The sequence below is a fragment of the Aeromicrobium sp. 10G20-16 genome (assembly GCF_055809665.1).
On the sequence record NZ_CM147919.1, the window covers coordinates 2,378,549 to 2,400,642 of the forward strand.

Below are 22,094 nucleotides of genomic sequence, written 5' to 3' on the forward strand. Positions count from 1 at the left end.
TCAGGCCTTCAGGCGCTCCAGCCGCCCCAGCGCCTCGTCGATGACGGGCTCTTGCTTGCAGAAGGCCCAGCGGACGAGCGGGCGACCGGCCTCCGTGTCGTCGTAGAACACCTGGTGCGGGATGGCGACCACGCCGGCGAGCTCGGGCAGGCGGCGGCAGAAGTCGAGGCCGTCGTCGAAGCCGAGCGGGCGGATGTCGGTGGTGGCGAAGTAGGTGCCGTCAGGCACGAAGACGTCGAAGCCGAGGTCGGCCAGGCCGCCGCACAGCTGATCGCGCCGGGCGTGCAGGTGTCGTCGCAGGTCGCCGGTGATGTCCTCGGCATGGTCGAGCGCAGCCGCGATCGCCGGCTGCAGGGGTGCACCGGACGTGTAGGTGAGGAACTGCTTGGCGCCGGTCAGCGCGTTGATCAACGGCGTCGGACCCGTGGCCCAGCCGATCTTCCAGCCGGTGAACGAGAAGCTCTTGCCACCCGAGCTGATGGTCAGGGTCCGCTCGGCCATGCCGGGCAGCGTCGCGATGGGGATGTGGTCGACGCCGAAGGTCAGGTGCTCGTAGACCTCGTCGCTGATGACCACCAGGTCGTGCTCGATCGCCAGGTCGGCGACCGCCTCCAGCTCCTCGCGCGTCAGCACCGCGCCGGTCGGGTTGTGCGGCGAGTTGAGCAAGATGGCGGTGGTGGCTGGGGTGACCGCGGCTCGCAGCTCGTCGATCGGCAGGCGGAAGTCGGGCGCTCGCAGCGTCACGGGGCGCCGCACGCCGCCGGCCATCTGGATCATCGCCACGTACGAGTCGTAGTACGGCTCCAGCACCACGACCTCGTCGCCCGGGTCGACCAGGCCGAGCAGCGCTGCGGCGATCGCCTCGGTGGCGCCGGTGCTGACCGCGACCTCCGAGTCCGGATCGACAGCGAGGTCGTAGAAGCGCCGTTGGTGGTCGGCCACGGCAGCTCGCATCTCGGGCACCCCGGCGCCGGGTGCGTACTGGTTGCAGCCCGACCGCAGCGCCTCCACGGCCTTCTCGATCACGACCGACGGCCCGTCCGTGTCGGGAAAACCCTGACCCAGGTTGACCGACTCGGTCCGCAGCGCGAGCGCCGTCATCTCGGCGAACACGGTGGTGCCGAGGCCGTCGAGACGTGCAGCAGAGGTACGCATGGTGATCTCGACCCTACGCGGGAAGCGAACGTCGGCGCCGGTGGTTGGACCTGACATGAGCCTGCTGTTCGAACCCCTGACCCTGCGCGGCATGACGACCCGCAACCGCATCTGGTTGGCGCCGATGTGTCAGTACAGCGTCACCGCGCGTGACGGGGTGCCCACCGACTGGCACCTGGTCCACCTCGGATCGCACGCCATCGGCGGGTTCGGCCTGATCCTCACCGAGGCCACCGCAGTCGTGCCCGAGGGACGGATCAGCCCCGAGGACACCGGGCTGTGGAACGGCGAGCAGGTCGACGCATGGCGCCGGGTCGTCGACTTCGTCCACTCGCAGGGAACCCCGATCGGCGTGCAGCTGGCCCACGCCGGCCGCAAGGCCTCCACGTACGGGCTGTTCCCGACCGGAGAGGGCACCGTCCCGGAGTCCGCCGACGGGTGGGAGCCGGTGTCCTCCACGGGCAACGCCTATCCCTCGTACGACGCGCCGCGCGCCCTGACCACCGACGAGGTGCGCGCCCTGCCGACCGCCTTTGCCGAGGCGGCCGTGCGCGCCGACGCCGCCGGATTCGACACCGTCGAGATCCACGGCGCCCACGGGTACCTGGTCCACCAGTTCCTCTCACCGCTGGTCAACGACCGCACCGACGAGTACGGCGGGTCGTTCGAGAACCGCATCCGTCTGCTGATCGAGATCGTCGACGCCGTGCGCGCCGCGTGGCCCGAGGACAAGCCGCTGCTCGTGCGGCTGTCCGCCACCGACTGGGCACCTGCCGGACAGCAGGGGTGGGACGTCGACCAGACGACAGCACTGAGCAAGGAGCTGTCCGGGCACGGGGTCGACTTCGTCGACGTGTCGTCGGCAGGCGCCATCGCCGAGCAGGAGATCACCGTGGGCCCCGGGTACCAGGTGCCGTTCGCCGCCGCGGTGCGACGCGTCAGCGGGCTGCCCACCGGAGCCGTCGGCCTGATCACCGAGTCGGCCCAGGCCGAGCAGGTGCTGACCGACGAGTCGGCCGACGTCGTGCTGCTCGCCCGTGCCGCGCTGCGCGACCCTGCGTGGCCGCTCCGTGCCGCGGCACAGCTCGGCGTCGCCCGCGACGACGCCGGGTACGCGCCGCAGTACTTGCGTGGCGCCTGGCCGCGCAGCTGACCCGGCCGGATCTACGATGACGCGATGGAGCCCGCACGCGTCGACCTGAGCCGCACGCGGGTCGCGGTCTCGGCCGGATTCTTCCTCCAGGGTCTGGTGTTCGCCGCGATCGTCACGCAGGTGCCCCGGTTCCAGGACGCGTTCGGCTTCGGCGAGGGTGCGGTCACCGCGATCCTCGTCCTCGTCGCTGTCCTGTCCGGAGTCGGAAGCGTCATCGCCGGCACGGTCGCGGCCCGACGCAGCAGCGCGGTGGCCTTCACCGGCGCCCTCGTCGTCATCGCCGCCGCAGCGGTGCTGATCGGGCTCGCCCCGGCATTCGCGCTGCTCGTGGCGGCGTTCGTCCTCTACGGCCTCGGGCTCGGAGCCGTCGACGCGGGCATGAACATGCAGGGTGTGCGGGTGCAGGCCGCGCTCGGCCGCAGCGTGATGGGCGGCTTCCACGGCTGGTGGAGCGTGGGCGGAATCGTCGGCGCCCTGTACGCCTCGGCATGCACCTCGCTCGACGTCCCGCTCGCGGTCGACCTCGCCGTCGTCGCGGCGGTCGCGCTGGTCGTCGTCTGGCGCAGCGCCCCGCACTTCGTCCGTGCCCGGGAGGTCGACCCGGGCCTGTCGGCCGCCGGCCTGCAGCTGCCGTGGCGGCCCGTCCTGGTGTTCGGTGCCGTCATCTTGATCTTCTACGCCGCCGACACCGGCACGCTCACGTGGAGCAGCGTGTACCTGGATGACGCGCTCGACGCGAGCAAGGGCGTCGTCCCCCTCGGGTACGCCGCCTACCAGGTGGGTGCGCTCGCCTCGCGGTTCGGCGGCGACCTGCTCGTTCGCCGGCGCGGCGCTGCCTGGGTGGCGGCCGTCGGAACCGGGGTCGGCGTGCTCGGGCTCGTCGTCGTGGTCGCCGCACCCGTGGCCGCCGTCGCGATCGTGGGCTTCGGCGTCACCGGTCTCGGGCTCGCGATCCTGGCACCGTTGTCCTTCGCGGCGTTGTCGTCCGCCGTGCCACCGGCAGCGCTCGACGTGGCGATCGCCCGCATGAACATCGCCAACTACCTCGGCGCGATCCTCGGTGGCGGCATCATCGGTGCAGCCGCCTCAGCGGGGCACCTGCGGTGGGCGTTCGTCATTCCCCTGGCGATCGTCCCGCTGATCTGGACCGCGGTGCGCTCGTTCCCGCGCGCACCGGTCGATGCCGGAGCCGCCGGCTGACGGGGCTGTGCCGGCGCGACCGGCGATGGACATAGATGTGCCCCACCGTTCTCTGTTCCTGATGGCGCTGCGCGCGCGAGAACGGTGCAGCTGGCCGTGACATAGATGTGCCCCACCGTTCTCGGGGGGTGAAACGGTGGGGCAACGCATCCATCGTAGGGGTCCTTCCCTTGCGGGGAAGCAGAATCGGGAAATTTCTCCAACTGGTGGATCGGGGGAGCCAGGTTGGGATGGAGGTGGGACAATCGTCCCCATGACCATCACGGCCACTCCGCCGCAACCGCCGGCGCCTCCCCGCCGTGCCGGCGGGAAGATCGCCACCTGGCTGGGGTTTCTGCTGATCCTCGGCGGCCTCGGCATGCTCGGGTGGTTCGGCTGGCAGTACTTCGGCACCAACGTCGTCGCCAAGCAGAAGCAGGCCGAGATCAAGCAGGCCACGGTGGCGCAGTGGAAGGACGGCATCGAGGGCGACGCCGTCGCGCTCCTGCGGGTCAAGCGGTTCGGCAAGGACTTCGAGGTCCCGATCGTCAAGGGCTTCGACAAGAAGTCCCTGGCCGAGGGCGTCGGCATGTACCCGAAGGGCGCCAAGCCCGGCCAGATCGGCAACTTCGCGATCGCCGGCCACCGCGTCACCCACGGAGAGCCGTTCCGCGACTTCCTCAAGCTGCGCAAGGGCGACATGGTCGAGGTCGAGACCCGCACCAAGGTCTACACCTACAAGCTGGAGAACGACGGCGACAAGATCACGGTCGACTTCACCACCAGCTGGCCGCTGTTCAAGGTGCCGAGCCCGGATGCCAACGGCGAGCCGCCGGAGGTCGCCAAGCTGACGATGCTCACGTGCTCGGAGCTGTTCCACACCCGCAACCGCAACGTCGTCATCGGCGACCTGGTGCAGACCATCGACAAGGCCACCACCGCGCCGCCCCCGGACCGGGCGGTCGAGCCGACGGATGACCCCAGCCCCGTCGCCAAGACCTCCTGACGTGCTCGACCACCAACGCGAGTTCATCGAGCTCGCCCTGCGCCACGACGTGCTGCGTTTCGGCGAGTTCACGCTCAAGTCCGGTCGGACCTCCCCGTACTTCTTCAACGCAGGACTGTTCAACACCGGCGACCGACTGGCAGCCCTCGGCCGCCACTACGCGTCCACGATCGTCGAGAGCGGGGTGGAGTTCGACGTCCTGCTGGGCCCCGCCTACAAGGGCATCCCGATCGCAGCCGCCACCGCCGTCGCTCTGGCCGAGCGCCACGGGCTCGACGTGCCGTGGTGCTTCAACCGCAAGGAGGCCAAGGACCACGGCGAGGGCGGGTTGATCGTCGGCTCGCCCCTGGTCGGCCGCGCTCTGATCGTCGACGACGTCATCACCGCCGGCACGGCGATCCGCGAGGTCCAGCAGGTGGTCGTGGCCGAGGGTGCGAGCATCGCCGGCATCGTGGTCGCGGTCGACCGCCAGGAACGCGGAACCGGCGACGTCTCGGCGATCCAGCAGGTCGAGCGAGACCTGCACACCTCGGTCACCGCCATCATCTCGCTGGACCTGATCGTCGAGTTCATCGAGCAGACCGGCCAGCACGCCGAGCACCTGGACGCCATTCGCGCCTACCGGGCCGAGTTCGGCGTCGCGCCTTCGTGACCGATCCGATCGGTGTCGGCCCGTGGCAGGGTCCGTGGCCCGACGGCGACCAGTGGGACCCTGAGCTGTTGCGCGACGGCGACGCCCGCAACGTCGTCGACCGCTACCGCTACTGGACCGTCGACGCCATCGTCGCGGACCTCGACACCCGCCGGCACGGCTTCCACGTGGCCATCGAGAACTGGCAGCACGACTTCAACATCGGCTCGATCGTGCGCACCGCCAACGCGTTCCTGGCCGCCGAGGTGCACATCGTGGGCAAGCGGCGCTGGAACCGACGTGGCGCCATGGTGACCGACCGCTACCAGCACGTGCGGCACCACGAGTCGGTCGCCGACCTCGCCGGGTGGGCAGCCGAGCACGACCTGCCGCTCATCGGCATCGACAACACGGCCGGCTCGGTCCCGATCGAGTCCGCCGACCTTCCCGAGAGCTGCGTGCTGCTGTTCGGCCAGGAGGGCCCGGGGCTCAGCGCCGAGGCGCGCGGCGCGTGTTCCGGCCTGCTGTCGATCGCGCAGTTCGGCTCCACCCGGTCGATCAACGCCGGCGCCGCGGCCGCCATCGCGATGCACGCGTGGGTTCGGGTGCATGGTGGTGTCGAGCCGTAGGGTCGTGACATGTCCCGAGTGGTGGTGATCGGAGGCGACGCAGCGGGTGCGACGGTCGCCTCGAACCTGCGGCGCACGCTGCCCGACGAGCACGAGGTGATCGTGCTCGAGCGCACGGACCGCACCTCGTACTCCGCATGCGGCATCCCCTACTGGATCGCGGGCGACGTCGACTCCGCCGACGACCTCGTGGCGCGCACGCCCGACGAGCACCGCGCGAACGGCATCGACCTGCGCACCGACACCGAGGTGACGGGCCTCGACGTCGAGGCCAAGACGCTCGCCCTGGCCGACGGCGACCCCGTGTCGTACGACCGTCTGGTCATCGCCACCGGTGCCGAGCCCGTGCGCCCCGACCTGCCGGGCATCGACGGCGAGGGCATCCTCGGCGTGCAGTCGTTGGCCGACGGCCAGGCCGTGCTCGACGCGATGGTGCACCAGCCGAGGCACGTGGTGGTCGTCGGCAGCGGCTACATCGGCCTGGAGATGGCCGAGGCCTGCGTCACCCGCGGATTCGACACCACCGTGGTGGAGATGGCCGACAGCCCGCTGCCGATCGTGGAGGCCGAGCTCGGCGAGCAGATCGCCGACGCCATGCGCGCCCGCGGCATCCACCTGATGGCCAGCACCCCGGTTACCGGGTTCACCCTCGAGGACGGCCGGGTCAGGGCCGTCGAGGTCGAGGGCGACTCCATTCCCGCCGATCTGGTCATCCTCGGCCTCGGCGTCACGGCCCGATCGGCGCTGGCCGCCGAGGTCGGGCTCCCCCTGGGGCCCAAGGGGGCGATCATGGTCGACCAGCACCAGCGGGTGGTGGGCCATGACGACATCTGGGCCGCGGGCGACTGCGTGGCGTCCACCGATCGCGTCACCGGCGACGCGGTGCACCTCGCGCTCGGCACGCACGCCAACAAGCAGGGCATGGTCGCGGCCGACTCGATCGCCGCCAGCGTGCTCGACGTCCCGGAGAAGCTGACCTTCCCGGGTGTGGTGCAGACCGCCATCACCAAGTTCTGCGCGCTGGAGATCTCGCGAACTGGTCTCGGTGTGCAGCAGGCCGAGAACGCCGGCTTCGACCCGGTCGTCGCGTCCGTGGTCACCACCAACATCGCCGGTTACATGCCCGGCTCCGCCGAGATGACCGTGCTGATGGTCGCCGACCGCAGCACCCGCCGGCTGCTCGGGGCACAGATCGTCGGGGCCGAGGACGCGGCGCTGCGCATCGACGTCGTGGGCACCGCGTTGGCCGCCGGCATGAGCGTCGACGACGTCGTCATGCTTGACCTCGCCTATGCGCCACCGTTCGGGTCGGTCTGGAGCCCGGTGCAGGTGGCCGCCCGCGCGGTGGTCAAGAAGCTGGACTCGTGACTCGCGGGTAGACCGGACCAACTGGAATACTGGCGGCTCCGACCGCCGAACCACACCTCCACACCACACTGCAGGAGCGCTTCATGCCCGTCGCCACACCCGAGGTCTACGCCGCCATGCTCGACAAGGCCAAGAGCGAGTCCTTCGCCTACCCGGCCATCAACGTCTCGAGCTCGCAGACCCTCAACGCGGCACTGGCCGGCTTCGCGGAGGCCGAGAGCGACGGCATCATCCAGGTCTCCACCGGTGGCGCCGAGTACTGGTCGGGCCCCACGGTCAAGGACATGGTCGCCGGCTCGCTGGGCTTCGTGGCGTTCGCCAACGAGGTCGCCAAGAAGTACCCGGTCAACGTGGCCCTGCACACCGACCACTGCCCCAAGGACAAGCTCGACGGCTTCGTGCGCCCGCTGCTCGCGGCCTCGGAGGAGCGGGTCAAGGCCGGCGGCCTGCCGTACTTCCAGTCGCACATGTGGGACGGATCCGCGGTGCCGCTGGAGGAGAACCTGGAGATCGCCCAGGAGTTGCTGGCCCGCTGCGCCGCTGCCAACATCATCCTCGAGGTCGAGATCGGTGTCGTCGGTGGCGAGGAGGACGGTGTCGAGGGTGGTGCCGGCGAGCAGCTGTACTCCACGCCCGAGGATGCGCTCGCCACGGCGGCGGCCATCGGCGTCGGCGAGAAGGGGCGTTACCTGACGGCGCTGACGTTCGGCAACGTGCACGGCGTCTACAAGCCCGGCAACGTCAAGCTGCGACCCGAGGTGCTCAAGACGGCCCAGCAGGTCGTGGGCGAGAAGTACGGCAAGGACGCGCCGTTTGACCTCGTCTTCCACGGCGGCTCCGGATCGCTTCCGGAGGAGATCTCGGCGGCCGTCGACTACGGCGTCGTCAAGATGAACGTCGACACCGACACGCAGTACGCCTTCACCCGCCCCGTCGTCGGCCACATGTTCGACAACTACGACGGCGTCCTGAAGGTCGACGGCGACGTCGGCAACAAGAAGGCCTACGACCCCCGCGCCTGGGGCAAGGCCGCCGAGGCCGGCATGGCCTCCCGCGTCGCCGAAGCCTGCGCCAACCTCCGCTCGGCTGGCACCCGCCTCTGACGGTTTACCAGCAGGCCACGGCAAGTCTTCACTCCTCCGGGGAAATTCGCCCGGAGGAGTGACGGTTTGCCGGTAGATGTGATCTCCACAAGTCGGCAGCTCGCGACGCGTCATCCACATCGGCACCTCGGGATGCCCCCGGGGCGAAAGAGTCGGCGACGGTCGACCAGTGGACGAACTCGTCAAGATCTTGTGTGACCGACGCCGCGGATACCTGTTCAGGGCCGACCTGATCGAGCACGGCGCCAGCGACGCCGACCTTCGCGCGGCGCTCCGGGCGGGTCTCGTCACGAGACTGCGACACGGCACCTACGGCCTCGCTTCCGACGTGCGGGCGATGACCCCTGAGCAGCTCCACGTGCTCACCGCTCGCTCCGTCATCGACAAGCTCGGCCCGGGAGTCGTGCTGAGCCACCACTCCGCGGCCCTGGCCCACGCGCCCGAGTCGTACGGGCTCGATCTCTCGCAGGTCCACGTGACGCGCATGGATGGCACCCACGGGCGTACCGAGGCCGGAGTTCAGTACCACGTCGGCGGGATCGATGAGTCCGACGTCACCGAGATCGACGGCCTGCGCGTCACCAGAGCTCCCCGAGCGGCCTTCGAGTCGGCATCGATCAGCGGCACGGAGTCCGGGCTGGTGGTCATGAATGCGGTGGCACGGCGAACCGGGTGCCTCGAGGAGCTGGTGGAGACGGCGCATCGGCTCGAACGATGGCCGGGCGGCCGGCATGCGCGACTCGCGCTGCGCCTTGTCGATCCGGGATGCGAGTCGGTGGGCGAGTCGCGGTCGATGTTCATGTTCTGGCGCGAGGGCGTGCCCAAGCCCGCGACACAGGTGCGTGTCCTCGACGAGCGAGGTCGGGAGCTGGCGCGCACGGACTTCACGTGGCGTGACGAGCGGCATGTCGGTGAGTTCGACGGCCTGTTCAAGTACGGCCGCCTCAATCCCTACGACGCCGACGAGCGGGGAACAGTGCTGGTCGACGAGAAGCTCCGCGAGGACCGCATCCGTGGCGCCGGTTTCGGTGTCTCTCGGTGGACCTGGAGCGACCTGGCGCCTGATCGTCGAGCCACGACGGCGGCCCGCATCCTGCGCGACATCAAGCGCTCGCGCCACATCTTCGCAGCGGCCTGACGCCGGCGGCAGCCACTCCTCCCGGGACCTGGTCACTCCTCCGGGGAAATTTGCCCGGAGGAGTGAAGACTTTCCGTGGCCTGCTGGTAAACCGACAACGGGGTGGTTCGTAGGGTGGGGGCATGACGAACCTGCTGGGCGAGCCGCCCGAGACCTTGCTGCCGGCCGACCCCGGGGCAGCCGAGATGGCCGAGGGCAGTGATCCGAAGAACGTCGCGTCGCTGCACCCTGACTCCGCGCTCGCGTGGATCGCGCTGTCCGAGGCCGCGTTGGACGACGGCCGCGATCTCGAGGGCTACGCGTACGCGCGCACCGGCTACCATCGCTCGCTGGATCTGCTGCGTCGCAACGGCTGGAAGGGCTACGGCCCGGTGCCGTGGTCGCACGAGCCGAACCAGCCGTTCCTGCGGTCGCTCGCCGCGCTCGCCGAGGCGTCCGTGCGCCTGGGTGACGATGCCGAGGCGCACCGCTGCCGTGAGTTCCTCCACGAGTCCAGTCCCGAGGCCTACGCCGAGCTGGTGAAGTAGGACACGACACCCCTCGGCAAGCCGTCACTCCTGCTGGGAAATTCACCCGGAGGAGTGACGACAATCCGTGGCCTGCTGGTAAACCGCAGGGGGTGCGTCAGGGGACGTACATCTGGAGCGCGCCGGGCTGGATGGTCCAGCTGTGCCGCGTGGCGGCCTCGACCAGCTCACCGTCGCTGGTGCAGCGCAGGGCGTCGCCGGTCACCGTGACCCGGGAACCTCGCACGTAGACGACGTCGTCGCGACGGTGGTGGTCGCCGCGGCGCACGCTGAAGGCGTAGGCGATCCGTCGTCGCGGCGACTCGGTGTACGAGACCGACACGTCCAGCTGGCCGTCCGACACGTCGGCCTGCGGCAGAAGGGGCGCGCCGCCGCCGACGTAGCGTCCGTTGCCGACAGCCACCTGGATCACCGGACGCTTGCGGGGCAGCGCCGTGCCGTCGACCTCGATGTGCAGACGCGCACCCGGTTGCATCAGGCCGCGCAACCCGGTGAGGGCAGCGCCGATCGGGTAGCCCAACGGCCCGAGCGCCTTCTTCCACGGTCGTGCCGCCGCGGCCGCCTCCGCGCCGATGCCGATGTGGGCGGCGTTCACCACCACGTCGTCGTCACCGTCGATGATCAGGTCGATCGCCCGCGTGCGACCACCGGTGACCACCGCCGCCGCGCGGTCGGGCTCCAGCGGCAGCCCGAGGCTGTGGGCGAAGTCGTTGCCCGACCCGAGCGGGATCAGTCCGACCACGACGTCGTCGAGCCGATCGGCGGATCGCAGGGCCGCGACCACGGCGTGCAGACTGCCGTCGCCGCCGAGCACCACGACCCCGTCGACGTCGGGATGGTTCGACAAGGCCTCCGCGAGGTCCTCAGGCGACGCCGTGCGCACGAGGTCGACCTCGACGTCGTTCTTCAGCACCTCGAGCGCCGCATCGACCGCGTCGTCGTCGGCCGTGCCGGCGTCTGCATTGGCGATCGCGAGAAGTGACGTCATGAGGCCGTCAGACTACGGGTCCGCGGCGAGATGGTGTGGTCGGCGATCCCGGGCCGCTGTCACGACAGTCGTGTGCGGTGGCCGGCGAATCGGCCTCGTCCCCGGACGAACGCGCGCACGAGACAGCCCGTTTCGGGTAGAGTGAGGTCGTAAGAGCCCCGAGAATCCGGGGCTTGTCGCGTGTCTAGGTGGTGCAAGCACATGCCTGCAGTGGTCATCGTCGGAGCCCAGTGGGGTGACGAGGGCAAGGGCAAGGCGACCGATCTGCTCGGCAGTCGGGTCGACTACGTCGTCAAGTTCAACGGCGGCAACAACGCCGGTCACACCGTCGTCATCGGCGACCAGAAGTACGCCCTGCACCTGCTGCCCAGCGGCATCCTGAGCCCCGGCTGCGTCCCGGTCATCGGCAACGGGGTGGTCGTCGACCTGTCCGTGCTGTTCGAGGAGATCGACGCCCTGGAGGAGCGCGGCATCGACACCTCGCGGCTGGTGGTCAGCGCCAACGCCCACGTCATCGCCGACTACAACCGCACCATGGACAAGGTCGCCGAACGCTTCCTCGGCAGCCGCAAGATCGGCACCACCGGCCGCGGCATCGGCCCCACCTACGCCGACAAGATGAACCGCATCGGCGTCCGCATCCAGGACCTGTTCGACGAGAAGATCCTGCGGCAGAAGGTCGAGGGTGCACTCGACCTGAAGAACCAGATCCTCACCAAGATCTACAACCGCCGCGCCGTCGAGGTCGACGAGATCGTCGACGAGCTGCTGTCGTACGTCGATCGGCTGCGCCCGATGGTCGCCGACACCCCGCTGCTGCTGCACGAGGCGCTCGCCGCCGACAAGACCGTGCTGCTCGAGGCCGGTCAGGCCACCCTGCTCGACGTCGACCACGGCACCTACCCGTTCGTCACGTCGTCCTCGGCCACTACCGGCGGCGCGTGCACGGGCTCGGGCATCGCGCCCAAGGAGATCACCCGCGTCATCGGGATCGTCAAGGCCTACGCCACCCGGGTGGGCGAGGGACCGTTCCCCACCGAGCTGTTCGACGAGGACGGCGACGGCGCGCGGCTGCGCGCGAACGGTGCCGAGTTCGGCACCACCACCGGCCGCCCGCGACGCTGCGGCTGGTACGACGCCCCCATTGCGCGGTACGCCGCCCGCATCAACGGTGTCACCGACTTCGTGCTCACCAAGCTCGACGTGCTCACCGGCTGGGACCAGATCCCCGTCTGCGTGGCCTACGACGTCGACGGTGAGCGTGTCGACGAGATGCCGATGACGCAGACCGGCTTCCACCACGCCAAGCCGATCTACGAGCACTTCGACGGCTGGCACGAGGACATCTCCGGCTGCCGCACGTTCGAGGACCTGCCGCAGACCGCGCAGGACTACGTGCGCGCGCTGGAGAAGATGAGCGGCGCGCGCATCTCGACGATCGGCGTCGGTCCGGACCGCGAGCAGACGATCGTGCTGCACGACCTGCTCTGATCCTCGCCCCGACTGACCGCACCCCCGCGGGGGACCCGCCGGGTCGTTGACCGATGGGCAGGCTGCCCTAGGCTCGATCATCGTGAAGACCCTCGTGATCGGAACCGGCGGGCGCGAGCACGCGCTGGCACTCTCGTTGTCGCGCGACTCGCAGGTCAGCGAGGTGCACGCAGCCCCGGGCAACCCGGGCATCGCGGCCTTCGCCCCGGTGCACGACGTGGACCCCATGGACGGCGAGGCCGTGGCGCAGCTGGCCCTGCGCCTGGGCGTCGACCTCGTGGTCGTCGGCCCCGAGGCGCCACTGGTCGCCGGGGTGGCCGACGCCGTGCGTGAGGCAGGCATCGCCTGCTTCGGACCCACCGCCGCAGCGGCCCAGCTCGAGGGGTCCAAGGCGTTCGCCAAGCAGGTCATGGCGGCTGCCGAGGTGCCCACCGCGATGGCCCACGTGTGCGAGACCACCGAGCAGGTCGAGGACGCGCTCGACTCCTTCGGAGCCCCCTACGTGGTCAAGGACGACGCACTGGCTGCAGGCAAGGGCGTCGTCGTCACCGACGACCGCGCCGAGGCGCTCGAGCACGCCGCGCAGTGCGGGCGGGTCGTCATCGAGGAGTTCCTCGACGGACCCGAGGTGTCGCTGTTCGCCATCACCGACGGCGAGACGGTGCTGCCCCTGCAGCCGGCGCAGGACTTCAAGCGCGCGCTCGACGGCGACGAGGGACCCAACACCGGCGGCATGGGGGCCTACACCCCGCTGCCCTGGGCGCCGGACGACCTGGTCGCCGAGGTGTCACGCCGGGTGCTGGTGCCCACCGTGCAGGAGATGGCCCGTCGCGGCACGCCGTTCCAGGGTCTGCTCTACGCGGGTCTGGCCCTGACCGGTCGAGGCGTCAAGGTCGTGGAGTTCAACGCCCGCTTCGGCGACCCCGAGACGCAGGCGCTGCTGGCTCTGCTGCGCACCCCCTTGTCGGCGCTGCTGCACGGTGCCGCCACGGGCACGCTCGGCGACGTTGGCCTGCCGCAGTGGGCCGCCGAGTCCGCGATCACCGTGGTCATGGCGTCGGCCGGCTACCCGGACACGCCCCGCAAGGGCGACGAGATCACCGGGGTCGACGACGCCAATGCGATCGACGGCGTCGACGTGATCCACGCCGGGACGGCTGAGGTCGACGGACGGCTCGTGACCGCCGGCGGCCGCGTGCTGTCGGTCACGGCCACCGGAGCCGACCTCGCCGAGGCTCGCGAGCGCGCCTACGCCGGCGTCGCCGCCATCAGCTTCGACGGCGCCCAGCACCGCACCGACATCGCCCGAGCGGCGGCCGACAGCTCACACCCCGCGGGGACCTGACCCCTCGACGAGGACGGGTGGGACAATGGCGGGCGTGACCACACCCAACGTCCTCGCCGCCCGATACGCGTCCCCTGAGCTGGTGCGCATCTGGTCGCCGGAGCACAAGATCGTCCTCGAGCGCCAGCTGTGGATCGCGGTCATGAAGGCGCAGAAGGACCTCGGCGTCGACACCCCGGACGGCGTCATCGAGGCGCACGAAGCCGTCGTCGATCAGGTCGACCTCGCGTCGATCGCCGAGCGTGAGAAGGTCACGCGCCACGACGTCAAGGCGCGCATCGAGGAGTTCGCCGCACTCGCCGGCTCCGAGCACATCCACAAGGGCATGACGTCGCGCGACCTCACCGAGAACGTGGAGCAGCTGCAGATCCGCGCCTCCCTCGACGTCATGCGCGACCGCGCGGTGGCGGCGCTCGCGCGCCTGGGGCGGCTGTCGTCGGAGCACGCCGAGCTGGTGATGGCCGGACGCAGCCACAACGTCGCGGCCCAGGCCACCACCCTCGGCAAGCGCTTCGCGACGGTCGCCGACGAGCTGATGGTCAGCGTCCGTCGCATCGAGGACCTCGTGGCCCGCTACCCGTTGCGCGGCATCAAGGGCCCGGTCGGCACGGCGCAGGACCAGCTGGACCTGCTCGACGGCGACCAGGGCAAGCTGGCCGAGCTCGAGCAGCGCGTCGCCGCCCACCTGGGCTTCGACACCGTGCTGACCAGCGTCGGCCAGGTGTACCCGCGCTCGCTCGACTACGACGTCGTCACCGCCCTGGCCCAGCTGTCGGCGGCGCCGTCGAACCTGGCCACCACCATCCGCCTGATGGCCGGCAACGAGATCGTCACCGAGGGCTTCAAGCCCGGCCAGGTCGGCTCCAGCGCGATGCCGCACAAGATGAACACCCGCTCGTGCGAGCGCGTCAACGGACTGGCCGTCATCGTGCGCGGCTACGTCTCGATGGTCGGCGAACTGGCCGGCGACCAGTGGAACGAGGGCGACGTCTCGTGCTCGGTCGTGCGCCGCGTGGCGCTGCCCGACGCGTTCTACGCCGCGGACGGACTGTTCGAGACCTTCCTGACGGTGCTCGACGAGTTCGGCGCGTTCCCGGCCGTCATCCAGCGCGAGCTCGATCGATACCTGCCGTTCCTCGCCACCACCAAGGTCCTCATCGCGGCGGTCCGTCGGGGAGTGGGTCGAGAGGCGGCGCACGAGGCGGTCAAGGAGCATGCGGTGGCGGTGGCGCTGGAGATGCGCGAGCAGGGCGCTGCCGACAACGACCTGTTCGCGCGGCTGGCCGCCGACGACCGCCTGGGCCTCACCGAGGCCGACCTCGAGAGCCTGGTCGCCGAGCCGATCGAGTTCACCGGCGCCGCCCGCAGCCAGGTCGCTGCGGTGGTGGCCGCCGTCGAGAAGCTGGTGGCCGATCATCCCGAGGCCGCGGCCTACACGCCCGGTTCGATCCTGTGACGGCCTGACATGGGCCTCGAGCTGATTCCGCTGCTTCTCGCCGCGCTGGCCGCCGTCTTCGTGGCGTGGGGCGCGCGCGCACGACAGAACGTCGGCACCCTGCCCGAGCACTGGAACCGGGTCACCGGCACGGTCGTCGACGCCGAGCGCCCCCAGCGCGTCATGTACGTGACCCCCGATGGCCGCCGGGTCACCCTTCGCGGCACCCTGGACCCGTCGTACGAGGTCGGCCAGCACGTCGAGGTGCTGGTGGATCCGGTCGACGCCACCCGCGCACGTCTGGTCGAGGCCGACCGTGCTGCGGCGTCGGTGGTCCGCTCGATGTGGTTGCTCGGCGGAGTCTTCGCGGCAGCCGCCGCGGTGGCCTTCGTGGTGTTCGGCTGACGCCCTAGGCTGACGTCGTGGCCCTCGAGATCCCCGGCGCGACCCACCTGCACTCCGGCAAGGTCCGCGACCTGTACACCCTGACCGGCACCGACGACCTGCTGATGGTCGCGTCGGACCGCATCTCGGCCTACGACTTCGCACTGTCGCCGGCCATCCCCGACAAGGGCGAGATCCTCACCCGCATGTCGCTGTGGTGGTTCGACCAGCTCGCCGACCTCGTGCCCAACCACGTGGTGTCCACCGACGTCCCGGACGTGGTGCGGGGGCGAGCGCTCGTGGTGCGACGCCTCGACATGTTCCCGGTGGAGTGCGTGGCACGGGGCTACCTCACCGGATCGGGCCTGATCGACTACCAGGCGACGGGACAGGTGTGCGGCGTCGCGCTGCCGTCCGGGCTGGTCGAGGCGAGTCGCCTCGAGTCCGCGATCTTCACCCCGGCCACCAAGGCCGAGATGGGCGAGCACGACGAGAACGTCGACTTCGACCACGTGGTGCGCACGATCGGCGCCGACGACGCAGCGGCCCTGCGCGACCTCACGCTGGCCGTCTATGCACGCGCCGAGCAGATCGCCCGCGAGCGCGGCATCGTCCTGGCCGACACGAAGTTGGAGTTCGGTCGTGACGAGAACGGCGCCATCGTCCTCGGCGACGAGGTCCTGACGCCGGACTCGTCGCGCTTCTGGCCGGCCGACTCCTACGCCGAGGGCCGGGTGCAGCCGTCCTTCGACAAGCAGATCGTGCGCAACTGGCTCACCTCGCCCGAGAGCGGCTGGGACCGCCACGGCGACGCCCCGCCGCCCGAGCTCCCGCCCGAGGTCGTCGACCGGACCCGGGCCCGCTACGTCGAGGCCTACGAGCTGCTCACCGGCGAGACCTTCTGACGCTCGTCAGGGCCAGAAGACGATGACGGCGGCCGCGCTGGCGAAGGCGGCCAGGCTGGCCACCAGCACGACCCCGACCGGGATGCCGTGCTGCAGACGGCCGAAGCCGCGCACCCGGGTGCCCGCGCGCACGTCGTCGAGGGCATCGGCGAGTGCCGCGGCCGACTCGGGCCGGTCCGACGCGTCGAAGGCGAGGGCGCGGCCGATCACGCGGTCGATGCTGCCCGGCAGCCCGGACGGGCGCGCCACCGCCGCGGGGCGGTCGGACGGGGTGCGCGACAGCAGGCTGCCGACGTCACCGGTCGCGAACGGTGCGGTCCCGGTGAGCAGCTCGTAGGTGAGCACGCCGAGGGAGTAGACGTCGGTCCGTGCGTCGAGCGTGTGGCCGCGGGCCTGCTCCGGCGACATGTAGGCGGGAGTGCCGGTGGTGACGGTGATGCCGCTGGCCTCCGCGATCTGCTTGGCGCTGCCGAGGTCGGAGATGAGCACGCGTTCGTCTCCTGCGCCCAGCAGCACGTTGCTGGGCTTGATGTCGCGGTGCAGCACGCCGGTGTCGTGCAGCACCTGCACGGCACGGGCCGCCTCGCCGGCGAGCCACAGCCCTTCGTCGGCAGGCAGGGGGCCTTCCGCGATCCGGTCGGCGAGGGTCCCGCCGTCGACGAAGTCCATCACGTAGTACGGCCGGCCCTCGTGCGTGCCGACGTCGTGCACGCGGACCACCCGAGGGTCATCGATGTGGCGCAGCATGCGCGCCTCGGCGAGGAATCGCTCGCGCACGTCGGCGTGGTTGGCCCAGTTCTCGGCCAGCACCTTGACCGCCACGACGATGTGCAGATCGGGGTCCCACCCGCGCCACACGGTGGCGAAGGCGCCGAACCCGTGGACCTCGTCGAGCCGGTACCGTGCGATCTGGGACACCACGTCAGTATCGTCGCACTGCATCCGAGCGGGGGGTGGGGGACATGGACCCGGAAGAGGATCTCGACGCTCTCGTGCGCCGCGCGCAGGCCGGTGACGACCGAGCGATGCACGAGCTGCTGGTCCGGGTCAGGCCGCGGGTGCTGCGGCGCTGCTCGCGATTCCTGCCGTACAACTCCGACGCGGAGGAGGCGACCCAGGAGGCGATGCTGACCATCGCCACCCGCCTCGACGACTTCGCCGGACGGGGCTCGTTCCTCGGCTGGGTCACGGTCATCGCCTCGAACGCGGCACGGCAGACGTACCGCTCCATGAAGCGGCGGTTCGCCGAGGAGTCCACCGGCGACCTGCCCGAGAACCCGGACGCGCGCACCACCAGCGTGATCGCCGGCAGCCGCATCGACCTGCTCGACGCCATCGACGCGCTGGGCGAGAAGCACCCGGAGACCGTCGAGGCCTTCGTGCTGCGCGATCTCGGGTCGTTGTCGTACGACGAGATCGCGGTGCTGACCGACGCCCCGCTGGGCACCGTCAAGGCGCGGATCCACACGGCACGCGGGTTCGTCAGAAGTGTCTGGGGAGTGCATGACAACTTCTGAACCGTCGACGGCATCTCTGTCTGCAGAGGTCGCCCCGCCGGGGTCGACCGCGTTCGGGAGGTCATCATGAAGCAGCAGCTCGCCATCGGCATCGTCGCCGCCGCCCTCGTGGGCGGGTCCGCCACCGGTCTGGCGGTGCGGGCCGTCAGGTCCGACGCCGCCGAGGCATCGCCGACTCGTGCTGCGCCGTCGGTGACGACCGCGTCTCCCACGCCCACGGCGTCGTCGACGCCATCTGAGTCATCTCCTGAACCGTCGGGCAGGACCGCCACCCCGACCGCCGCCACCCCCTCGCCGCTGCCGCTCGGCAGCCTGCAGATCAACACCGGTGCGGTCGGCCCGGTCCGGGTGGGCATGAGCAAGCAGGAGGCGCTGGCGACGGGGTACTTCAGGGCCGACGTGCCCTCGGAGGTCTGCGAAGGAGTCGACCCGTTGGTGTGGACCTCGAACTACATCAACGCCCTGGACCTGTTCGTCGCCCGTGACGGCTCCATCGCCTCCATCGGCGTCTTCGGGCGCGGGCCGAAGACCCGGTCCGGCCTGGGCATCAACTCCTCGTACGCCGACGTCCGCAAGGTGCTGGGCCCGGACCGTCGGCCCGAGTCGGCCGGCTATCAGCAGACAGGTCTGTTCGTGAACGACGGCGATGCCTGGATCGGATTCCTGTTCGATCCCAAGCCCGACGCCGTCTCCGACAACGACGTGGTCACGTTCATCGAGGTCACCAGGGGCCGCAAGCCCAGCCTGATGCGCGACGGCTGCTGAGGCCGTCGCCCGGACCGCGTCCTTCCGGTCCCCGCGTTAGGCTGAGACTCCCGTCACAGAACCTGAGGAGTCACCGTGGGAAACCTGGCCGCACTGCTGGAGGACACGACCGCGAAGCACGGTGATCGCACCGCGATCGTGTTCGGCGACACCGAGCTGCAGCTACGCGCAGGTCAACGGCGCGGCCAACCAGGTGGCGAACCTGCTCGCGTCACGCGGCATCACCAAGGGCGACAAGGTCGCCCTCAGCTGCCCCAACCTGCCGTACTTCTCGATCATCTACTTCGGCATCCTCAAGGCCGGTGCCACCGTGGTGCCGCTCAACGTGCTGTTCAAGCCGCGCGAGGTGGCGTACCACCTGGCCGACTCCGAGGCCAAGGCCTACTTCGCGTTCGAGGGATCGGCCGACCTGCCCATCGGCGACGCGGCGTGGGAGGGGTTCCAGGCCACCGACACCTGCGAGGAGTTCTTCCTCATCAAGCTCGACTCCGCCGCCCCGGCTCCCCTGGAGCCGCCGGAGTACTACGCGCCGCTGGTCGCCGAGCAGCCGCCGACGTTCGACACCGTCGAGACCGACGACGACGACACGGCCGTCATCCTCTACACGTCGGGCACCACCGGCCAGCCCAAGGGCGCCGAGCTGCGGCACCGCAACATGCGCGACAACGCCCTCGCCGGCAAGGACCTGTTCGGCGCCGACGCCGACAACCCCGACACCTACCTGTGCGTGCTGCCGCTGTTCCACTCGTTCGGGCAGACCGTCATCCAGAACGGCGGGTTCGCCTTCGGCGGCACCGTCGTGATGCTGCCGCGCTTCGAGGCCAAGCCGGCCCTCGACCTGATGCTCGCCCACGAGGTGTCGTTCTTCGCCGGCGTTCCCACGATGTACTGGGGTCTGCTCGGCACGTTGGATGATCCCGACGTCGACGTCAGTGCCATCGCCGACAACCTGCGGGTCGCCGCCGCCGGTGGATCGGCCCTTCCCGGTGAGGTCCACAAGGACTTCAAGGCCAAGTTCGGCGTCACCATCCTCGAGGGCTATGGACTGTCCGAGACGTCGCCGGTCGCCTCGTTCTCGGTCTATGGCGAGGAGCCGCGGGTCGGCTCGATCGGCAAGCCGATCCCCGGCGTGGAGATGAAGCTGATCAACGACGACTGGACCGACGTCGAGCCCGGGCCCGATGCCGTGGGCGAGATCGCCATCAAGGGTCACAACGTCATGAAGGGGTACTACAACCGCCCCGACGCCACCGCGGAGTCCATCCGCGACGACTGGTTCCGCTCCGGCGACCTGGCCAAGATCGACGACGACGGCTTCTACTACATCGTCGATCGGTCCAAGGACATGATCATCCGCGGCGGCTACAACGTGTACCCGCGCGAGCTCGAGGAGGTGCTGATGAGCCACCCGGCGGTCTCGCTGGTCGCGGTCATCGGCGTCCCGCACGAGTCGCACGGCGAGGAGATCAAGGCCGTCGTCGTCAAGAACAAGGACCACGACGACGTCTCCGAGGACGACCTGGTCGCCTGGGGCAAGGAGCAGTTCGCGGCGTACAAGTACCCGCGCACCGTCCAGTTCGTCGACGAGCTGCCCATGACCAGCACCGGCAAGATCCTCAAGCGCGAGCTGGCTAGAGCCCCCGGCTGCGCAGTCGAGCGGGGTGGGTCGTGCGCCCGTAGTCTGAACCGCATGGCGACTGTGCTGGTGACCGGAGCGACGGGATTCATCGGCGGGCGTCTCGTGCCGGAGCTGATCGACGCCGGGCACGACGTCCGGGCCATGACGCGGCGGCCCGAGGCGTACGACGGTCCCGGCGAGGCCGTGGGCGGCGACGTCCACGACGCCGGGACCCTCGAGCCGGCGCTCGAGGGCGTCGACGTCGCGGTCTACCTCATCCACTCGCTCGACGACGAGGACTTCGAGCGCAAGGACGCCGAGGCCGCGCGCGCCTTCGGGCTCGCCGCCGCGGCGTGTGGCGTCAAGCAGATCGTGTACCTCGGCGGGCTCGGCGCCGACGGCGACGACCTCTCGCCGCACCTGCGCTCACGCCGTGAGGTCGAGCATCTCCTCGCCGAGTCGGGCGTGCCGGTGACGGCCCTGCGGGCGGCCGTGGTGGTGGGCCACGGAGGCATCTCGTGGGAGCTGACCCGCCAGCTGGTCAAGAACCTGCCGGCCATGGTGGTGCCGAAGTGGGCCGCCACTCCCACGCAGCCGATCGGCATCGGCGACATCGTCGCGTACCTCGCCGGCGTGGTCGACAACCCCGACGCCATCGGCCGCACCTTCGAGGTCGGCGGCGCCGACCGGGTGACCTACCTGGAGATGATGCAGCAGGCGGCCGAGGAGATGCACGGCCGCCGACTCATCATCAGGACCGTGCCGGTCCTCAGTCCGGGTCTGTCCTCGCGCTGGATCGCCCTGGTGACCAACGTCGACACCACGACGGCCAAGAACCTGATCGACTCGATGTCGACCGAGGTCGTCGTCAGCGACCACTCCATCGACGAGGTGGTGCCGCGCGACGTGCTCACCTACCGCCAGTCCGTCGCGCGTGCCCTCGAGGAAGCGGCGGCCGAGAGGTCAGCGCAGGCCGAAGATCGGCGGTAGCGCCAGCAGCATGGCGGTGGACCACGTGCAGTGGGTCAGGATCGGGGCGAGGATCCCGCCGGACGCTCGACGTTGCAGACCCACCACCACGCCGAGCAGCGCTGCGGCGAACGAGAGCATGATGTTGCCGGTGGCCGCCGTGGCGACGGTGTAGGCCACGGTCGTCCAGACCACGGGGTGCCGGGTGATCGCGGCATAGGCGGCGCCACGGAAGAACAGCTCCTCGGCGATCCCGTTGATCACCGTGATGATCGCGAGGATCGGCAGCGAGCCCTCGGTGGCGAACTGCAGCACGTTGCCGACCTGCTCGGCCAACGGGTCGATCGGGCGCACGATCAGGGCGCCGACGGCGAAGACGGCGGCCATGACCAGGCCGATGGCGATCGGCTGCAGGATCGGGCGCTTCAGGTCGACGCCGTCCTCGTCGATGATCCGACCGAGATGCAGGGGGCCGGACGCGAACGCGCCGGCGGTCCACACCAGCGCCAGCGCGATCGAGGAGGGATAGAACCAAGCGCTGCCGGGCTCGATGCGCAGCGAGAATCCCAGCACGACGGCGCCGACGATCACCACGACGACGGTGATCACCTGGCGTCGCCGCAGGGAGGTGCTGCTCTGCCGATGGTCGCGCGGGACCACCTGCCACAGCGAGCGCCCGAGGAACGACTGGTCGAGCCAGCGTCGAGCCACGAGCGGTCCTCCCCTTGAGTTTCGGCCGGTCCTGCTCACGAGGCTAGCGGTCCGGCCCCGACGCCGCCGAGGTGCGA

At 70.3% G+C, this 22,094-nt stretch carries 21 protein-coding genes; 17 read left to right on the plus strand and 4 right to left on the minus strand.

Annotated features, from left to right (window positions below):
• Positions 1-1,155 (minus strand): pyridoxal phosphate-dependent aminotransferase, encoded by a 1,155-nt coding sequence (locus AC0L5F_RS11995; RefSeq protein ID WP_473313614.1) that lies wholly within the window; start codon positions 1,153-1,155, stop codon positions 1-3.
• A 55-nt stretch (positions 1,156-1,210) separates the two neighbouring features.
• Here AC0L5F_RS11995 and AC0L5F_RS12000 point away from each other — a divergent pair, with 55 nt between their 5' ends.
• From AC0L5F_RS12000 to AC0L5F_RS12040, 9 genes are all read left to right on the plus strand, one after another.
• Positions 1,211-2,308, plus strand: a complete 1,098-nt coding sequence (locus tag AC0L5F_RS12000) for an NADH:flavin oxidoreductase/NADH oxidase (RefSeq protein ID WP_473313615.1) — start codon at positions 1,211-1,213, stop codon at positions 2,306-2,308.
• Between the two features lie 24 nt (positions 2,309-2,332).
• A complete protein-coding gene (locus AC0L5F_RS12005; protein WP_473313616.1) occupies positions 2,333-3,508 on the plus strand; it encodes an MFS transporter in 1,176 nt (391 codons plus the stop codon).
• 253 nt (positions 3,509-3,761) lie between these two features.
• The gene (locus AC0L5F_RS12010) at positions 3,762-4,493 is read left to right on the plus strand and encodes a sortase domain-containing protein (protein ID WP_473313617.1); all 732 of its coding nucleotides are present in this window, start codon (positions 3,762-3,764) and stop codon (positions 4,491-4,493) included.
• Between the two features lies 1 nt (position 4,494).
• A complete protein-coding gene (gene pyrE / locus AC0L5F_RS12015; protein ID WP_473313618.1) occupies positions 4,495-5,145 on the plus strand; it encodes an orotate phosphoribosyltransferase in 651 nt (216 codons plus the stop codon).
• The gene (locus AC0L5F_RS12020; protein WP_473313619.1) at positions 5,142-5,753 is read left to right on the plus strand and encodes a TrmH family RNA methyltransferase; all 612 of its coding nucleotides are present in this window, start codon (positions 5,142-5,144) and stop codon (positions 5,751-5,753) included. The genes pyrE and AC0L5F_RS12020 overlap by 4 nt, the downstream gene beginning before the upstream one ends.
• 9 nt (positions 5,754-5,762) lie before the next feature.
• Complete coding sequence (locus AC0L5F_RS12025) at positions 5,763-7,121, plus strand: FAD-dependent oxidoreductase (protein WP_473313620.1); 1,359 nt, start codon at positions 5,763-5,765, stop codon at positions 7,119-7,121.
• Between the two features lie 83 nt (positions 7,122-7,204).
• Positions 7,205-8,224, plus strand: coding sequence for a class II fructose-bisphosphate aldolase (gene fbaA / locus AC0L5F_RS12030; RefSeq protein ID WP_473313622.1), 1,020 nt, complete (start codon positions 7,205-7,207; stop codon positions 8,222-8,224).
• 169 nt (positions 8,225-8,393) lie between these two features.
• Positions 8,394-9,362: a type IV toxin-antitoxin system AbiEi family antitoxin domain-containing protein gene (locus tag AC0L5F_RS12035; RefSeq protein WP_473313623.1), complete on the plus strand. Its 969-nt coding sequence runs from the start codon at positions 8,394-8,396 to the stop codon at positions 9,360-9,362.
• A 122-nt stretch (positions 9,363-9,484) separates the two neighbouring features.
• A complete protein-coding gene (locus tag AC0L5F_RS12040; RefSeq protein WP_473313624.1) occupies positions 9,485-9,889 on the plus strand; it encodes a DUF3151 domain-containing protein in 405 nt (134 codons plus the stop codon).
• Between the two features lie 97 nt (positions 9,890-9,986).
• Here the strand turns inward: AC0L5F_RS12040 and AC0L5F_RS12045 are convergent, their stop codons facing one another.
• Positions 9,987-10,877: a diacylglycerol/lipid kinase family protein gene (locus AC0L5F_RS12045; protein ID WP_473313625.1), complete on the minus strand. Its 891-nt coding sequence runs from the start codon at positions 10,875-10,877 to the stop codon at positions 9,987-9,989.
• A 201-nt stretch (positions 10,878-11,078) separates the two neighbouring features.
• On the opposite strand from AC0L5F_RS12045, the gene AC0L5F_RS12050 reads away from it, so the two are divergent.
• The 5 genes from AC0L5F_RS12050 to AC0L5F_RS12070 all read left to right on the plus strand — a co-directional run bounded on the left by AC0L5F_RS12050 (position 11,079) and on the right by AC0L5F_RS12070 (position 16,437).
• Positions 11,079-12,368, plus strand: coding sequence for an adenylosuccinate synthase (locus tag AC0L5F_RS12050; protein ID WP_473313626.1), 1,290 nt, complete (start codon positions 11,079-11,081; stop codon positions 12,366-12,368).
• Positions 12,369-12,450: 82 nt separating this feature from the next.
• Complete coding sequence (gene purD / locus AC0L5F_RS12055) at positions 12,451-13,713, plus strand: phosphoribosylamine--glycine ligase (RefSeq protein WP_473313627.1); 1,263 nt, start codon at positions 12,451-12,453, stop codon at positions 13,711-13,713.
• Positions 13,714-13,738: 25 nt separating this feature from the next.
• The gene (purB, locus tag AC0L5F_RS12060) at positions 13,739-15,169 is read left to right on the plus strand and encodes an adenylosuccinate lyase (protein ID WP_473313628.1); all 1,431 of its coding nucleotides are present in this window, start codon (positions 13,739-13,741) and stop codon (positions 15,167-15,169) included.
• Positions 15,170-15,178: 9 nt separating this feature from the next.
• A complete protein-coding gene (locus tag AC0L5F_RS12065) occupies positions 15,179-15,553 on the plus strand; it encodes a DUF3592 domain-containing protein (RefSeq protein WP_473313629.1) in 375 nt (124 codons plus the stop codon).
• Between the two features lie 17 nt (positions 15,554-15,570).
• The gene (locus tag AC0L5F_RS12070; protein ID WP_473313630.1) at positions 15,571-16,437 is read left to right on the plus strand and encodes a phosphoribosylaminoimidazolesuccinocarboxamide synthase; all 867 of its coding nucleotides are present in this window, start codon (positions 15,571-15,573) and stop codon (positions 16,435-16,437) included.
• A gap of 6 nt (positions 16,438-16,443) precedes the next feature.
• Here the strand turns inward: AC0L5F_RS12070 and AC0L5F_RS12075 are convergent, their stop codons facing one another.
• Positions 16,444-17,355: a serine/threonine-protein kinase gene (locus tag AC0L5F_RS12075; RefSeq protein ID WP_473313631.1), complete on the minus strand. Its 912-nt coding sequence runs from the start codon at positions 17,353-17,355 to the stop codon at positions 16,444-16,446.
• 44 nt (positions 17,356-17,399) lie between these two features.
• Here AC0L5F_RS12075 and AC0L5F_RS12080 point away from each other — a divergent pair, with 44 nt between their 5' ends.
• The 3 genes from AC0L5F_RS12080 (at position 17,400) to AC0L5F_RS12090 (ending at position 21,327) form a co-directional block, all read left to right on the plus strand.
• Positions 17,400-17,954 (plus strand): RNA polymerase sigma factor, encoded by a 555-nt coding sequence (locus AC0L5F_RS12080; protein ID WP_473313633.1) that lies wholly within the window; start codon positions 17,400-17,402, stop codon positions 17,952-17,954.
• Positions 17,955-18,020: 66 nt separating this feature from the next.
• Positions 18,021-18,719 (plus strand): hypothetical protein, encoded by a 699-nt coding sequence (locus AC0L5F_RS12085; RefSeq protein WP_473313634.1) that lies wholly within the window; start codon positions 18,021-18,023, stop codon positions 18,717-18,719.
• A 193-nt stretch (positions 18,720-18,912) separates the two neighbouring features.
• Complete coding sequence (locus AC0L5F_RS12090; protein ID WP_473313635.1) at positions 18,913-21,327, plus strand: AMP-binding protein; 2,415 nt, start codon at positions 18,913-18,915, stop codon at positions 21,325-21,327.
• On the opposite strand, the gene AC0L5F_RS12095 is transcribed toward AC0L5F_RS12090, so the two are convergent.
• Positions 21,301-22,017, minus strand: coding sequence for a lysostaphin resistance A-like protein (locus AC0L5F_RS12095; protein WP_473313636.1), 717 nt, complete (start codon positions 22,015-22,017; stop codon positions 21,301-21,303). The genes AC0L5F_RS12090 and AC0L5F_RS12095 overlap by 27 nt on opposite strands.
• Positions 22,018-22,094: the final 77 nt, after the last annotated feature.